The sequence below is a fragment of the Hungatella sp. SB206 genome (assembly GCF_051132295.1).
GTDB classification, from domain to species: domain Bacteria; phylum Bacillota; class Clostridia; order Lachnospirales; family Lachnospiraceae; genus Hungatella; species Hungatella effluvii.
In genome coordinates, this window is sequence record NZ_CP096603.1 from 3,113,723 (window position 1) to 3,129,142 (window position 15,420).

Genomic DNA, 15,420 nt, shown 5'->3' on the forward strand with positions numbered 1-15,420 from the left:
ATTGAGATTGTTTGCAAGGTCTTTTGAAGCCCGTTGCCGGACTTCGTTGCCGACCGTTCTCTGTCTGGCTATTTTCATGTATGGAGGATAACTGCCTATGGCGAAAAATAAGACCAAGATTGAAGTGACAACCGTATTTGACGGGGAACTGGACGCCACCGATGTGTTCGTCAGCCTGATTTCCCAGAAATACGGAAAAACAAATACAAAAGAATATCTTGCTAAAAAGAAAGATTTGAAGTATAATGAAGATGAGGTTCAACAGAGCCAGATACCGTCTGGATTGTGTGGGTAAATGGCTATGATGAACGAAATGGAATACAGAACAATCGGTTCAGCACTTGCCGGGGGCTATCGTGCGGCGGTCTATTGCAGGCTGTCAAAGGACGATGACCTGCAAGGCGAAAGTGCCAGTATCGCAAACCAGCGTGATATGCTGGAAAAATACTGCGAAAAGCAGGGATGGGAGGTTGTGGCAGTCTATCAGGACGATGGCTTCACAGGTCTTAATATGGAGCGTCCTGATTTACAGAGAATGTTGAGAGCCATTGAGCGCAGGCAAATCAACCTTGTCATCACGAAAGACCTCAGCCGACTGGGGCGTAACTATTTGCAAACAGGGCATTTGATTGAGGACTTTTTCCCAAGAAACGGTGTCCGCTATATCGCCATGAATGACGGTATCGACACCCTGCGGGATAACAACGACATCGCCCCGTTCAAGAATATCCTGAACGAGATGTACAGCAAGGATATTTCCAAGAAAGTCCATTCCTCTTATCTTCTGAAAGCGCAGAAAGGACAGTTTACCGGGTGTCTTGCCCCGTTTGGGTATCGGAAAGACCCGGAGGACAAAAACCATCTGCTCATTGACGAGGAAACCGCCCCGATTGTGCGGCTGATTTTCGGATATGCCCTAAACGGTCATGGTCCGAACTATATCCGCAGACGGCTGGAGGAAGAAAAAATCCCCTGCCCCACATGGTGGAACCGGGAACGGGGGCTTCGCAATACCCGCACCAAATGGGAAAAGAAAGACCCGGAAAACGGGCGGTATATGTGGGACTTTTCCGTTATCAAAGACCTTTTGATGAATCCCGTTTACACTGGGGCGATTGCTTCCCAGAAAAAGGACTACCGTTTCAAAATCGGCACGATTGGGGAAAAGAAGCCGGAGGACTGGATTGTAGTGGAAGGACAGCATGAACCGCTGATTGACCGCATGAGCTTTGACATTGTGCAGAACAAGCTGAAATCCCGCCAGCGTCCGGGGCAGACCAATGAAATCAGCCTGTTTGCCGGACTGATAAAATGCGGCGAGTGTGGGAAGTCTCTGACGGTACGCTACACAAACGCAAAACATCCCCAGCAGATTTACTCCTGCAAGACCTACAATGCCTTTGGAAAGAACCACTGCACCCAGCACCGGATTGATTATGACACCCTTTACAGTCATGTGCTGCGGAAAATCCGGGAATGTGCCAGAGCTGCCCTGATGGACGGGAAAGCGGTTGCTGACCGCCTGACCAATACCTGTGAAGCCGAGCAGCGGGAACAGCGGGAAGCAATGGAACGCTCCCTTACAAGGGACGAGGAACGGATTGAGGTTCTGGACAAAATGGTAATGCGGCTTTATGAAGATATGATTGCAGGGCGTATCAGTGAGCAGAACTTCAACACCATGCTGGAAAAGACACAGACCGAGCAGACGGAACTTAAAACAAAAGTGTCCGAGGGCAGAAAGCGGCTGTCCGATGAAGTCCAGCTTGCCAATGACGCAAAACAATGGGTGGAAGCCATTCAGGAATATGCCAACATCACAGAGTTGGACGCAGCCACCCTCAACCGCTTAATCAAAGAAATCGTCGTGCATGAGCGCATTGACGAAGATAAAACAAGACACATTTCTATCGAAATTCATTTTAATCTCAAACCCATCCCGGAGGTGGAACAGGTCACTGCCTGACCTGTCCCGCCGGGACGGTTCTCTTAAAAACACCATATAGATTTTTTGTACGCCGCCGCCCGCCATCGAGCAGAGTTTTACACCTAATTGGGGATAAAACAGCTTATGGCCGGTGCTGGTGTAGCCGTTGTTGGTATGGTTCTTGTACCTCTGCTCTCCGGGCTGTTCTCTGTCTAAGCGTTCCTGCATGAAATCCTTGCCGCTCCCGCAGCTCTGCGGGGGCGGCGGAAAGGAGGTTGACACCGTATGGATTTCTTACTTGAAGCCCTGACAAATTGGCTGAAAGAAATGCTGGTGGGCGGTATTATGAGCAACCTTTCGGGGATGTTTGACAGCGTAAACCAACAGGTCGCGGATATATCCGTACAGGTAGGACAGACCCCACAGGGATGGAATGGCAGTATTTTCAATATGATTGAGAATCTGTCAAACTCCATCATGGTGCCGATTGCAGGTGTGATCCTGGCTATCGTGATGACCGTAGACCTGATCCAGATGATTGCAGACAAGAATAACCTGCATGATGTGGATACCTGGATGATTTTCAAGTGGGTGTTCAAATCAGCTGCCGCCATCCTCATTGTCACAAACACATGGAATATCGTGATGGGCGTCTTTGATATGGCGCAGAGCGTGGTGGCGCAGGCGGCAGGGATTATCAATTCGGATGCGTCCATTGACATTTCCTCAGTTATGACCGATCTGGAACCGAGGCTGATGGAAATGGATTTGGGACCGCTGTTCGGACTGTGGTTCCAATCCCTCTTTATTGGCATTACCATGTGGGCGTTGTATATCTGTATCTTTATCGTTATTTATGGCCGTATGATTGAGATCTACCTTGTAACTTCGGTGGCTCCCGTTCCAATGGCTGCAATGATGGGCAAAGAATGGGGCGGTATGGGACAGAATTACCTCCGATCCCTGCTGGCACTGGGCTTTCAGGCGTTTCTCATTATAGTCTGCGTGGCAATTTATGCTGTGCTGGTGCAGAACATCGCTCTGGAAGATGACATCATCATGGCAATCTGGAGCTGCGTGGGCTACACCGTACTGCTATGTTTTACGCTGTTCAAAACCGGCAGTCTCGCCAAATCAGTCTTTCAGGCGCACTAAAACGGAAGGAGGTTTCCACATTGGCTTATGTACCCGTACCCAAGGACTTAACAAAAGTCAAAACAAAGGTCATGTTCAATCTGACCAAGCGGCAGCTTATCTGCTTCACGGGCGGAGCGCTTATTGGCGTACCGCTTTTCTTTTTGCTCAGAAAACCTACCGGAAACAGTGTAGCGGCTATGTGTATGATGCTGGTTATGCTGCCCTTCTTTATGCTGGCTATGTACGAAAAGCATGGACAGCCCCTGGAAAAGATCGTGGGCAACATTCTCAAAGTAGCTGTGATCCGTTCAAAGCAGCGACCTTACCAGACCAACAACTTTTATGCCGTATTAAAGCGGCAGGAAATGCTCGATAAGGAGGTGTATGACATTGTTCACCGCAATAAAAAAATGGCTGCATCGGGTGTTCGGAAAAACCGAGGAAAAAACTGTGCAGCCGGTAAAGACAAAGAAAAAGCTGTCCCGCGCCGATAAGAAGCAGATCGAAGCGGCCATTGCCCGCGCTAACCGCACGGACAAAAAAGGAAAATCTGCGCAGGACAGTATCCCTTATGAACGGATGTGGCCGGACGGAATCTGCCGCATATCGGACAGCCACTACACAAAGACCATCCAGTTTCAGGACATCAACTATCAGCTCTCCCAAAACGAAGATAAGACGGCAATCTTTGAGGGGTGGTGTGATTTCCTCAATTATTTTGACAGCTCGATTCATTTCCAGCTGTCTTTTTTGAACCTTGCGGCATCGGAGGAGACCTTTGCTAACTCCATTTCCATCCCGCCCCAGAGGGACGCCTTTGACAGTATCCGCGAGGAATACACCACAATGCTGCAAAATCAGCTGGCCAGAGGTAACAACGGTCTCATCAAGACCAAATATCTGACCTTTGGTATCGACGCGGACAGCATCAAAGCCGCCAAGCCCCGTCTGGAGCGTATTGAGACCGATATACTTAATAACTTCAAGCGTCTTGGTGTAGCTGCCAGAACGCTGGACGGTAAAGAAAGGCTTTTTCAGCTTCATGCGGTATTCCACATGGATGAACAACTCCCGTTTCAGTTTGAATGGGACTGGCTGGCTCCTTCCGGTCTGTCCACAAAGGATTTTATTGCACCAAGCTCCTTTGAGTTCCGCACCGGCAAGCAGTTCCGTATGGGTAAGAAATACGGGACTGTTTCTTTTTTGCAGATTCTCGCACCGGAACTGAATGACCGTCTGCTGGCTGATTTTCTGGATATGGAAAGCTCGCTCATTGTGAGTATGCACATTCAGTCGGTGGATCAGGTGAAAGCCATCAAAACGGTAAAGCGAAAGATTACCGACCTGGACCGCAGCAAGATCGAGGAACAGAAAAAAGCAGTCCGTGCCGGATACGACATGGACATCATTCCATCTGACCTTGCTACCTACGGCAGTGAAGCGAAAAAACTCTTGCAGGATTTGCAGAGCCGCAATGAGAGAATGTTCCTTTTGACCTTTCTGGTGCTGAACACAGCGGACAATCCCCGTCAGCTTGGCAACAACATCTTTCAGGCAGGCTCTATTGCCCAGAAGTATAACTGTCAGCTGACCAGGCTGGACTTCCAGCAGGAAGAAGGGCTGATGAGCTGTCTGCCTCTGGGTCTCAATCAGATTGAGATTCAGCGAGGACTGACCACCAGTTCCACAGCTATCTTTGTGCCCTTTACTACGCAGGAACTGTTCCAGAACGGGAAAGAAGCCCTGTACTACGGCATCAATGCTCTGTCAAACAACCTCATTATGGTGGACAGAAAGCTGCTGAAAAACCCCAACGGCCTGATTCTGGGTACGCCGGGTTCCGGTAAGTCCTTCAGCGCAAAACGAGAAATTGCCAACTGCTTTTTGCTTACCAGTGATGATGTCATTATCTGTGACCCGGAAGCGGAGTACGCACCTCTTGTTGAGCGTCTGCATGGGCAGGTCATCAAGATCTCACCTACTTCAACCAACTATATCAATCCGATGGATCTGAATCTGGACTATTCGGATGATGAAAGCCCGCTGTCACTCAAGTCTGACTTTATCCTCAGCTTGTGTGAGCTGATCGTGGGCGGTAAGGAGGGCTTGCAGCCGGTGCAGAAAACCATTATTGACCGTTGTGTACGGCTGGTTTACAACGAATATCTCAATGACCCAAAGCCAGAGAATATGCCGATTTTGGAGGACCTTTATAACTTGCTTCGGGAACAGGAGGAAAAGGAAGCCCAGTATATCGCTACGGCTCTTGAAATTTATGTAACGGGTTCTTTGAATGTGTTCAATCATCAGAGCAATGTGGACATTGATAACCGGATTGTCTGCTATGACATTAAGGAACTGGGCAAGCAGCTCAAGAAAATCGGTATGCTGGTGGTACAGGATCAGGTATGGAACCGCGTTACCATCAACCGTGCCGCCCACAAGTCCACCCGTTACTACATCGACGAGATGCACCTGCTTTTGAAGGAGGAGCAGACCGCCGCCTATACGGTGGAAATCTGGAAGCGATTCAGAAAATGGGGCGGTATTCCGACAGGTATCACCCAGAATGTCAAAGACCTTTTGAGCAGCCGCGAGGTAGAGAACATCTTTGAAAACTCGGACTTCGTGTATATGCTTAACCAGGCAGGCGGAGACCGTCAGATTTTGGCGAAGCAACTGGGGATTTCCACGCACCAGCTTAGCTATGTGACCCACTCCGGTGAGGGCGAGGGCCTGCTGTTCTATGGCTCCACGATCCTGCCGTTTGTAGACCACTTCCCGAAGAACACCGAACTTTACCGCATTATGACCACCAAACCTCAAGAATTGAAAAAGGAGGATGAATGATTATGAACCCCAACATTTTGAATAAAAACCCGCTGATGTTTTTTGACAGGGCGGTAAATGCCCAGCGCAGCCAGCTGCTTACGGTCATGGCCGATGCGGTAAGTGAGTGCCGCACGGCGGCAGATCAGGCAGCCGAACTGAATGAGACCGGTCAGGTGGGGCTTCTCCGTCTGGCAGAGGTCTGGAGCGCCATTCGTGCTAAAGAAGGTATGGGCGGCCTGATTTTGGAAGGAACAGAGGCGAAGATCCTGTCCGATGTGGTGGCACAGTTTTATGCCTACCTGTCCGGCTGTATGTTCAACGATCCTGTGGGAATGGCCATTTATGCAGAGCTGCACTACATGATGTCCTCCCTCATGCTGGGAGAATGGTTTGAATAAAGAGCCGCGCCTGCGCTTTACTGATGAGGAACGGTCTGATCCTGCACTGGAAAAGCCGATCCGTAAAGCGGAGAAAGCTGCGGCCAGAGCAGATAAGGCGCAGGCCAATATCCCAAAGAAAAAGGTCAGGCAGACGGTCATTGACCCGGATACCGGAAAAAAGACCTCGAAGCTGACCTTTGAGGACAAGAAAAAGCCACCTTCCAAAGTTTCTCAAGGAGTCAGGGAAGCTCCCGTCCATCTGGTCGCAGGCAAGCTCCACAAAGAGATCCGGGAAACAGAGCAGGACAATGTGGGCGTGGAAAGCGCCCACAAGTCCGAGGAAGCGGTGGAGACCGGCGCTTATCTGGTGCGGGAGGGCTATCGCAGCCACAAGCTGAAGCCGTACCGCAAAGTAGCCCAGGCAGAGCGTCAACTGGAAAAGGCAAATGTAAATGTTCTGTACCAGAAATCTTTGCAGGAAAATCCCCAGTTTGCCAGCAACCCTCTTTCCCGCTGGCAGCAAAAACAGGCCATCAAAAAGCAGTATGCCGCCGCCAAACACGCCGGTCAGACTGCCGGAAATACCGCCCAGGCTGCATCCAAAACCGGAAAAGCCGCAAGGACGGTAAAAGAAAAGGTACAGCAGGCAGGGGCATTCGTCATGCGCCACAAGAAGGGTTTCCTGATGGCAGGGGTTTTGTTCCTCATTACCTGTATGCTGATGAATACCATGTCCTCCTGCTCCATGATGGCGCAGAGCATCGGTTCCGTTCTCTCCGGCACCACCTATCCGTCGGATGACCCGGAAATGCTGGCGGTGGAGGCAGATTATGCAGCCAGAGAAGCCCAGTTGCAGGAGGAAATCGACAACATAGAAAGCAGCCACCCAGGGTATGACGAGTATCGCTATGACCTTGGTATGATCGGTCATGACCCTCATGAGCTGGCAGCATTTCTGTCTGCCGTTTTGCAAGGCTACACCCGGCAGAGCGCTCAGGCAGAGCTGGCGCGTGTGTTTGCAGCACAGTATCAGCTGACGCTTACTGAGGAAGTGGAGATTCGCTACCGCACGGAGTCCTCCACCGACCCGGAGACCGGCGAGACCACCTCAGAAGAAGTCCCCTATGAGTATTACATTTTGAATGTGAAACTCACCAGCAAGCCCATTTCCGCTGTGGCGTCGGAGTTACTGACCCCGGAGCAGATGGAAATGTATCAGGTTTACCGGCAGACCATGGGCAATAAGCCGCTGTTGTTTGGCGGTGGTTCCCCTGACATGAGCAATTCCGAGGACTTGACCGGTGTACAGTTCGTAAATGGAACCCGTCCCGGAAATCCGCAGTTGGTGGAGCTGGCCAAGCGTCAGGTCGGCAATGTGGGCGGCTATCCTTATTGGAGCTGGTATGGCTTTGACAGCCGCGTGGAGTGGTGCGCCTGCTTTGTATCCTGGTGTTATAACCAGGCTGGAAAAAGTGAGCCGCGCTTTGCAGGCTGTGAGTGGCAGGGCGTTCCGTGGTTCCAGTCTCATGGACAATGGGGTGCAAGAGGCTATAACAATCTGGCTCCCGGAGATGCAATTTTCTTTGATTGGGATTTGGATGGGACAGCAGACCATGTGGGTATCGTGATCGGTACGGATGGCAGCCGTGTTTATACCGTGGAGGGAAATTCCGGCGATGCCTGCAAGATCAAAAGTTATGACCTGAATTATCAAAGTATTAAGGGCTACGGCCTGATGAACTGGTAACAGACTTTGTGGAAAGGAGTGAACGGTTATGGCAAAAAACAAAATTGAACGTATCGACCAGGAAATTGAGAAAACCCGTGAGAAGATTGCGCAATATCAGGAAAAGCTCAAGACCTTGGAAGCACAGAAAACGGAGGCAGAGAATCTGGAAATCGTTCAGATGGTTCGTGCGTTACGCATGACTCCAGCACAGCTGAACGCTATGCTTTCCGGTGGAATGAACCACGGCAGAGATACAGCACTGTCGGAATCAAATAATCAGGAGGCTACCGCTTATGAAGAATAAAAGAATTTGCAAAACACTTTCCGCCCTTTGCCTGACAATGGTTGTGGCATTTGGCTTTACGATCCCTGCTTTCGCACAGGGGTCAGAACAGGCTCCGGCGGCACCGGCAGAGGATTCTACCAATGACAGCAATGTGATTGTGGAAGAAACAGAACCGGCACCGGCACTTACACCGGAGGGGAATGCGGCATTGGTGGATGATTTTGGAGGCAATAAGCAGCTTATTACTGTTACGACCAAAGCTGGAAATTACTTTTACATCCTGATTGATAGGGCGAATGAGGACAAGGAGACTGCTGTTCACTTTCTGAATCAGGTGGACGATGCAGACCTTGCGGCGCTGATGGAAGATGGAAAACCCAAAGAGGAGATGCCTGCGGTATGCAGCTGTTCAACAAAATGTGAAGCAGGGGCAGTCAATACGGCCTGCCCGGTCTGCGCAACTGATAAGAGTAAATGTACGGGCAAAGCACCGGAACCTCCGGCAGAAACATCGGAGCCGGAAAAAGAGAAGCCTGCCAGATTGAACCCGGCTGCGATAGTCCTTTTGCTGGCTCTGCTGGGAGGCGGTGGCGTATTTGCCTACTTGAAGCTCGTTAAGAATAAGCCTAAGACCAAGGGCAATGACAGTCTGGACGATTATGATTATGGCGAGGAAGATTCCGAGGAATGGGAAACCGAGGATGAGGAGTCGGACGAGCCGGATGCTGACGGGGGCAGCACAGAAGAAGATGACGAGGACAGCGTGAAATGACCCGATTCACAGACAGTCCCTATGAACGCATGATGACACGCAGGCCGGAGGGCGGGAAGGAAACTTCCCGTCCTCCTTCTTTACCCCACAGCCACCCCTGCTATGGTTGCGGGAATTATGGAAGGCCCTGCGTAGGTATCTGTCACCGGGAAATGTCCCGATGGCTCAAAGAGAGGAGAAACCATCATGGCTCAACATAAATTGGTAATTGCCGAAAAACCATCGGTTGCCCAGAGTTTGGCGGCGGTGATCGGTGCAACCGTCCGTAAGGACGGGTATCTGGAGGGCAACGGCTGGCGTGTCAGCTGGTGCGTGGGCCACCTGGCCGGTCTTGCGGATGCAGACAGCTATGACCCCAAGTATGCCAAGTGGCGATATGATGACCTGCCTATTCTGCCGGAGTATTGGCAGATGGTGGTGGGAAAGGATAAGAAAAAGCAGTTTGATATTCTCAAAAAGCTGATGAATGCCCCGGATGTTTCGGAGGTGGTAAATGCCTGCGATGCCGGACGCGAGGGCGAGTTGATCTTCCGTAGCGTCTATGAGCTGGCAGGTTGCAAGAAGCCGATGAAAAGGCTCTGGATTTCTTCGATGGAGGACTCTGCCATAAGGGAAGGCTTTGCAAACCTGCGCCCCGGTGCGGATTATGACGGACTTCGGGATGCTGCCCTCTGCCGTGCCAAGGCCGACTGGCTGGTGGGGATCAATGCGACAAGGCTTTTTTCCGTGCTGTATCACCGAACCCTCAACATCGGGCGCGTGATGTCCCCGACGCTGGCGCTTATTGTTCAGCGAGAAGCTGAGATCGACACCTTTCAGCCGGTTCCCTTTTATACCGTGGCGCTGGAGCTGCCCGGTCTTACCGTATCCGGGGAGCGCATGGCGGATAAGGCTGCTGCCGAGCAGCTGAAAGAAGCCTGTCAGGGTGCAAATGTCACAATCAAAAAGGTGGAGTGCAAGGAAAAGTCCGAAAAGCCGCCTGCCCTCTATGACCTGACTACTCTGCAAAGAGATGCCAACCGCCTGCTTGGATTTACAGCCCAGCAGACCCTGGACTATCTGCAAAGCCTGTATGAAAAGAAGCTCTGCACCTATCCCCGTACTGACAGCCGCTATCTGACCGGCGATATGGCAGACAGCCTGCCGGTGTTGGTGAATCTGGTTGCCAATGCCATGCCGTTTCGCAAAGGGATCGCCATTACCTGTGATCCGCATACGGTCATCAACGATAAGAAAGTAACCGACCACCACGCAGTAATCCCTACCAGAAATCTCAAGGAAGCAGACCTTTCTGCACTTCCAGCGGGAGAAAAAGCGGTGCTGGAGCTGGTGGCCCTGCGTCTGCTGTGCGCCGTAGCCCAGCCCCATATCTATTCGGAAACCGTTGTGATTGCAGCGTGTGCCGATGGGGAGTTTACCACAAAAGGAAAAACAGTGAAGCACCCCGGATGGAAAGCATTGGAGGACGCTTACCGTGCCAAAATGAAGGATGCAGAGACGAAAAAAGAAGGCGCAGAGAAAGCTCTGCCGGAGCTGACCGAAGGCCAGACCCTTTCGGTTGCTGCGGCAATCGTCAAAGAAGGCAAAAGCAGTCCGCCTCAGCACTTTACGGAGGACACCCTATTGTCCGCAATGGAGACTGCCGGGAAAGATGATATGCCAGAGGATGCTGAGAGAAAAGGTCTGGGGACACCGGCCACCCGTGCCGGTATTTTGGAAAAGCTGGTATCTGCCGGTTTTCTGGAGCGAAAAAAGAACAGAAAAACGGTACAGCTTCTTCCTTCCCACGATGCAGTATCCCTTATCACGGTGCTGCCGGAACAACTGCAATCGCCGCTTCTGACTGCCGAGTGGGAGTATCGCCTGGGCGAGATCGAGCGCGGGCAGCTTGCCCCAGAGGAGTTTCTGGCCGGGATCAGCACCATGCTGAAAGATCTGGTGGGGACTTATCAGGTCATCAAGGGAACTGAGTACCTGTTCACTCCGCCCCGTGAGGTGGTGGGCAAATGCCCTCGCTGCGGCGGTGAAGTTGCAGAACTGCAAAAAGGCTTCTTCTGTCAGAATGATTCTTGCAAATTTGCAATCTGGAAAAACAACAAATGGTGGGCTGCCAAGAAAAAACAGCCGACCAAGGCTGTGGTGTCTGCGCTGCTGAACGATGGCCGTGTCCGTGTGACGGGGTTATATTCGGAGAAAACCGGCAAGACCTACGATGCCACTGTGGTTTTGGAGGACGATGGACAGTATGCCAATTTCAAGCTGGAATTTGACCAGCGGAAAGGAGGCAGCCGATGAAGCTCTCTTTAGTGGAACGGGAAACCATTCTCCTCTATAACCAGGCAGAACCAATGGCTGAGGTCTACACCCACGATCCCCGCCTGATGGAGAAGCTGGAACTGCTGGCAAAAAAGCACCCCGACCAGATCACCCGAAAGGACGCCCATAACTTTACCGTCCCTAAGCGGTGTGTATCAGTCAGGGAGCCATACAGCGCAGAACGCCGCAAAGCTGCCAGTGAGCGTGCGAAAGCCGCCGGATACCAGCCCCCTGTGAAAAAGTCCGGCAGTTAAAGGCACATGGCAGAGAATGTATTTGAAGCAGTCAAGCAGTCGGTCAACACCAGAGAAGCGGCAGAGTTTTATGGGATAAAAGTCAGGCGAAATGGCATGGCCTGCTGTCCTTTTCACGATGATAAGAACCCCAGCATGAAGGTAGACCAGCGATTCCACTGCTTTGGCTGCGGTGAAGATGGGGATGTGATCGACTTTACCGCAAAGCTCTTTGACCTCTCCCCAAAAGAAGCGGCGGAGAAACTGGCACAGGACTTTGGCCTGATCTATGACAGTCAGGCCCCGCCCCGCAGGAGATATGTCCGGCAAAAAAACGAGGCACAGAAGTTTCGGGAGGATCGACAGCGCTGTTACCGTGTACTGTCCGATTACTACTATCTGTTGAAAAAATGGGAAGCCGACCGTTCTCCCAGGACACCGGAGGAAGAACCGCACCCCCGTTTTGTGGAAGCAATCCAGAAGAAAGCCTATGTAGAGTACCTGCTGGACCTTTTTCTTTATGAAAGTGAAGAAGAACAAAAGGCATGGATTGCAGAACACACAGCAGAAATCACACACTTGGAAAGGAGATTGAAAATCATGGCTGAGAATAAACCCACCAACCGAGAACGGCTAAGGGAAATCACAGATGGCATCGAGCAGGGTATCAAAGAACTGTTTGAAAGCGAAAAGTATATGCGCTATCTGTCCGTCATGTCCCGATTTCACCGCTATTCGGTAAACAACACCATGCTCATCTATATGCAGAAGCCGGACGCCACATTGGTAGCCGGATACAATAAGTGGAAAGACCAGTTTGAGCGTCATGTAAAAAAGGGCGAGCATGGCATTACCATCATCGCTCCCACACCGTATAAGAAGAAAATCGAGGAGCAGAAGCTGGACCCAGATACCAAGGCTCCGATTCTGGATAAAGACGGAAAGATCGTCACAGAGGAAAAAGAAATCGAGATTCCCATGTTTCGCCCTGTCAAGGTCTTTGATGTGAGTCAGACCGACGGGAAACCTTTGCCAGAGCTTGCTTCCTCCCTTTCCGGCAATGTGCCAAATTATGAGGCATTCATGGAGGCCCTGCGCCGCAGCGCACCGGTGCCGATTACTTTTGAAGCAATGGCCGCCGATACGGACGGCTATTTTTCTGCCGATCATCAGAAAATTGCCATTCGTCAGGGCATGAGCGAGGTGCAGACGGTTTCGGCCACGGTTCACGAGATTGCTCACAGCAAGCTCCACAATCAGAAAAAGATCCAGATTGCCAATGACGAGCAATATCAGGAGATCGAGCTGTTTGATAAACTTGGTCTGTTCTCCAACGGACGGATTGCTCGCGATAATCTGCCAGAGGGCGTTTATTGCTATGATCTGCGCGGTTCTGACTACGATCCTGGAGATCCGGTCTGTGTGGAAGAACGAGTGGTTGTAAACCATGCAGGCTCCGTTCTGCTGACAGAGCCGTTGGAACTGACGGAAGATGGACGCTTGATGCTGACCGAGGAAAAAGGGCTGAATTTTACCGGTGGCTTTTCTACCCTCTCCCAGTTTTTGCAGAAACAGAGGAAAGATCGTCACACGGAAGAAGTGGAGGCTGAAAGCATCTCCTATGCGGTCTGCAAGTATTTTGGCATCGAGACAGGAGAAAACAGCTTTGGCTATATTGCCAGTTGGAGTCAAGGCAAGGAGCTGAAAGAACTGAGAGCCAGTTTGGAGACCATCAACAAAACCTCCGGCACTTTGATCTCCGACATTGAGCGCCACTATAAGGAAATCTGCAAAGAGCGCGGAATCGACCCTCATGCAAAGGTAGAGCCGGAACCCGCCCCGATAGAGCAGCCAGAAGATGCCGCTAAGGTATCTGATAGACAGCAGACCGGCGATCTGACCTACTATGTAGCAGAGTGCATGGAATTTCCAAACCTCGGAGAATACCACGATAACCTGTCTTTGGAGGAAGCAATCCGCATTTATCAGGAGATTCCGGCAGAACGAATGAACGGGATCAAGGGCATTGGTTTTGAGCTGAAAGACGGAAGCGACTATGAAGGACCTTTTCCGATTTTGACCGGCCAGACCATTGACCTGGACACCATCCAGGCAATCGACTATTACCGTGATAGTCCTCTGGTACAAAAAGCGGTAAAGGAACTGGCTGCGGCAATGCCAGAAATGGAAGTGCTGGGGGCGGATGCCAACCAGCAGGAGGCTTTGTTTCTGATTGACGATGCCACCTATCTTCATATCCAGTCCTGTGACAGCGGCTGGGACTATACCCTTTACGATGCCGCGTCCATGAAAGAGCTGGATGGTGGTCAGCTGGATATGCCGGAGATTTCTCGCATGAAGGCAGTTCTCCAGATTTGTGATGACAACGATTTGGGCAGAGACTCTGTAAAATACGCACCGTTGTCCATGATTGAGACCTTGCAGGAAGCTGTCTACCAGCAGATGCAGGCAGAGGCCAGTCAGATGGCTGCTTCTTCCCAGCTGCCGGAAGCACAGGAGCAGGCACTGGATGAATACCCCATGCCTGATGAGCAGGTATCCACATCAGATATGCAGGAATACGGCTACTTCTATGATGGGATGCTCCCTGTCACCAGAGAACGGGCGCTGGAACTGGATGCCGCTGGTTTGACTGTCTATGTGCTGCATGAGGACAATACGGAGAGTATGGTATTTGACTCGCAGGAAATCATGGATCATGGCGGCCTTTTCGGTGTGGACCGTGAGGAATGGGAGAAAAGCCCTCAGTTCCACGAAAAGGTCATGGAGCGCCAGGAACATCAGCAGGAACGGGAACAAGCATTTCTCGCTCAGAACAGAGATTGCTTTGCCATCTATCAGGTAAGTCGTGACGATCCGCAGAATGTGCGCTTTATGAATCTGGACTGGCTAAAGTCCCATGATATTTCCATAGAGCGCAGCAATTATGATCTCATTTACACTGCTCCGCTGAGGGAGTCTGGCACGGTACCGGAGCAGCTGGAAAAACTATATGAGCAGTTTAATCTGCAAAAACCGGCGGATTTTCACAGCCCTTCTATGAGTGTCAGTGACATCGTTGCGATCAAGCAGGATGGTAAGGTATCCTATCATTACTGTGACAGTGTTGGCTTTACCCAGATCCCCGGATTCCTGCCGGAAAATCCGCTGAAAAATGCGGAGATGGCCGTGGAGGACGATTACGGCATGATCGACGGTATCATCAATAATGGCGTAAAGGAACCTACGGTAGCAGAGCTGGAACAGCAGGCCCGCAGCGGTCAGCCCATTTCCCTCATGGATTTGGCTGCCGCTGCCCATCGGGAGGAACGGGAAAAGAAAAAGTCCGTCATGGAGCAGCTGAAAAGCCAGCCCAAGGCAGAACACAAAAAGACAGCGCCCAAAAAGAGTGCGGAAAGGGAGATTTGATATGGGAAACTTTACTTTTGAGGAAATGAACCTGATGTGCATTTACAATACCGGTAGCCGCACCGGATTGATCGACAGCCTGCGTGAGATGCGCGGCGAGCTATCACCGGAGGAAACGGAACTGAGTGAGCTGACCGACAGCGCCCTTATGAAGCTCTGCGTGATGACCGATGAGGACTTTTCCCAGCTGGAGCTGTACCCGGATTTTGACCAGTAAATTTATCGTGTAAAAAATATAGTGAGAGAAATTGTCTGACGGATAAGCGATTTCTCTCACTTTCATCACAATATCCCACTATACTTAGAGAGATGGATGAAGTATAATCTAAGCAACAAACAATAATTTATTGAGGTGTTTAGAATGAAACAGAAAGTACCT

General features: G+C 51.0%; 14 protein-coding genes and 1 pseudogene. All 15 read left to right on the forward strand.

The genetic code is table 11. The annotated features are described in order from the left end of the window. The first annotated feature begins 97 nt into the window (after positions 1–97). The 15 genes and pseudogenes from M1L66_RS13570 (at position 98) to M1L66_RS13640 (ending at position 15,258) form a co-directional block, all read left to right on the forward strand. Complete coding sequence (locus tag M1L66_RS13570) at positions 98–295, forward strand: hypothetical protein (RefSeq protein ID WP_002595176.1); 198 nt, start codon at positions 98–100, stop codon at positions 293–295. Beyond that, entirely contained in the window at positions 296–1,966 is a 1,671-nt protein-coding gene (locus M1L66_RS13575) for a recombinase family protein (RefSeq protein WP_008394601.1), read from the forward strand. 90 nt (positions 1,967–2,056) lie between these two features. Then, positions 2,057–2,143 (forward strand): annotated as a pseudogene (locus M1L66_RS13580) (Maff2 family mobile element protein); the annotation flags it as partial. A 69-nt stretch (positions 2,144–2,212) separates the two neighbouring features. Next, on the forward strand, positions 2,213–3,082 hold the full coding sequence (locus tag M1L66_RS13585) for a VirB6/TrbL-like conjugal transfer protein, CD1112 family (RefSeq protein WP_002576236.1): 870 nt from the start codon (positions 2,213–2,215) through the stop codon (positions 3,080–3,082). Between the two features lie 20 nt (positions 3,083–3,102). After that, positions 3,103–3,558 (forward strand): PrgI family protein, encoded by a 456-nt coding sequence (locus tag M1L66_RS13590; protein WP_434693556.1) that lies wholly within the window; start codon positions 3,103–3,105, stop codon positions 3,556–3,558. Beyond that, positions 3,515–5,914 (forward strand): VirB4-like conjugal transfer ATPase, CD1110 family, encoded by a 2,400-nt coding sequence (locus tag M1L66_RS13595; protein WP_118077796.1) that lies wholly within the window; start codon positions 3,515–3,517, stop codon positions 5,912–5,914. The genes M1L66_RS13590 and M1L66_RS13595 overlap by 44 nt, the downstream gene beginning before the upstream one ends. Further along, entirely contained in the window at positions 5,911–6,294 is a 384-nt protein-coding gene (locus M1L66_RS13600; protein WP_040005130.1) for a DUF3851 domain-containing protein, read from the forward strand. Before M1L66_RS13595 ends, M1L66_RS13600 begins: the two co-directional genes overlap by 4 nt. Beyond that, the gene (locus M1L66_RS13605; protein WP_434693559.1) at positions 6,287–8,023 is read left to right on the forward strand and encodes a CHAP domain-containing protein; all 1,737 of its coding nucleotides are present in this window, start codon (positions 6,287–6,289) and stop codon (positions 8,021–8,023) included. The genes M1L66_RS13600 and M1L66_RS13605 overlap by 8 nt, the downstream gene beginning before the upstream one ends. 28 nt (positions 8,024–8,051) lie before the next feature. Continuing rightward, complete coding sequence (locus M1L66_RS13610) at positions 8,052–8,309, forward strand: DUF4315 family protein (protein WP_434693562.1); 258 nt, start codon at positions 8,052–8,054, stop codon at positions 8,307–8,309. Beyond that, a complete protein-coding gene (locus M1L66_RS13615; RefSeq protein WP_434693564.1) occupies positions 8,299–9,063 on the forward strand; it encodes a DUF4366 domain-containing protein in 765 nt (254 codons plus the stop codon). The genes M1L66_RS13610 and M1L66_RS13615 overlap by 11 nt, the downstream gene beginning before the upstream one ends. Further along, complete coding sequence (locus M1L66_RS13620; RefSeq protein WP_009003368.1) at positions 9,060–9,263, forward strand: hypothetical protein; 204 nt, start codon at positions 9,060–9,062, stop codon at positions 9,261–9,263. The genes M1L66_RS13615 and M1L66_RS13620 overlap by 4 nt, the downstream gene beginning before the upstream one ends. Continuing rightward, positions 9,250–11,358, forward strand: a complete 2,109-nt coding sequence (locus M1L66_RS13625) for a DNA topoisomerase 3 (protein WP_434693567.1) — start codon at positions 9,250–9,252, stop codon at positions 11,356–11,358. Before M1L66_RS13620 ends, M1L66_RS13625 begins: the two co-directional genes overlap by 14 nt. Next, complete coding sequence (locus tag M1L66_RS13630; RefSeq protein ID WP_004798047.1) at positions 11,355–11,633, forward strand: hypothetical protein; 279 nt, start codon at positions 11,355–11,357, stop codon at positions 11,631–11,633. Before M1L66_RS13625 ends, M1L66_RS13630 begins: the two co-directional genes overlap by 4 nt. A 6-nt stretch (positions 11,634–11,639) precedes the next feature. Next, on the forward strand, positions 11,640–15,041 hold the full coding sequence (locus M1L66_RS13635) for an LPD28 domain-containing protein (protein WP_434693570.1): 3,402 nt from the start codon (positions 11,640–11,642) through the stop codon (positions 15,039–15,041). A gap of 1 nt (position 15,042) precedes the next feature. Continuing rightward, the gene (locus M1L66_RS13640; protein ID WP_118667383.1) at positions 15,043–15,258 is read left to right on the forward strand and encodes a transposon-transfer assisting family protein; all 216 of its coding nucleotides are present in this window, start codon (positions 15,043–15,045) and stop codon (positions 15,256–15,258) included. Positions 15,259–15,420 lie beyond the last annotated feature (162 nt).

Coding starts and splice junctions, on each gene's coding strand:
- M1L66_RS13570 (WP_002595176.1), top strand. CDS start 98: ATGGCGAAAAATAAGACCAAGATTGAAGTGACAACCGTATTTGACGGG.
- M1L66_RS13575 (WP_008394601.1), top strand. CDS start 296: ATGGCTATGATGAACGAAATGGAATACAGAACAATCGGTTCAGCACTT.
- M1L66_RS13585 (WP_002576236.1), top strand. CDS start 2,213: ATGGATTTCTTACTTGAAGCCCTGACAAATTGGCTGAAAGAAATGCTG.
- M1L66_RS13600 (WP_040005130.1), top strand. CDS start 5,911: ATGATTATGAACCCCAACATTTTGAATAAAAACCCGCTGATGTTTTTT.
- M1L66_RS13610 (WP_434693562.1), top strand. CDS start 8,052: ATGGCAAAAAACAAAATTGAACGTATCGACCAGGAAATTGAGAAAACC.
- M1L66_RS13615 (WP_434693564.1), top strand. CDS start 8,299: ATGAAGAATAAAAGAATTTGCAAAACACTTTCCGCCCTTTGCCTGACA.
- M1L66_RS13620 (WP_009003368.1), top strand. CDS start 9,060: ATGACCCGATTCACAGACAGTCCCTATGAACGCATGATGACACGCAGG.
- M1L66_RS13625 (WP_434693567.1), top strand. CDS start 9,250: ATGGCTCAACATAAATTGGTAATTGCCGAAAAACCATCGGTTGCCCAG.
- M1L66_RS13630 (WP_004798047.1), top strand. CDS start 11,355: ATGAAGCTCTCTTTAGTGGAACGGGAAACCATTCTCCTCTATAACCAG.
- M1L66_RS13635 (WP_434693570.1), top strand. CDS start 11,640: ATGGCAGAGAATGTATTTGAAGCAGTCAAGCAGTCGGTCAACACCAGA.
- M1L66_RS13640 (WP_118667383.1), top strand. CDS start 15,043: ATGGGAAACTTTACTTTTGAGGAAATGAACCTGATGTGCATTTACAAT.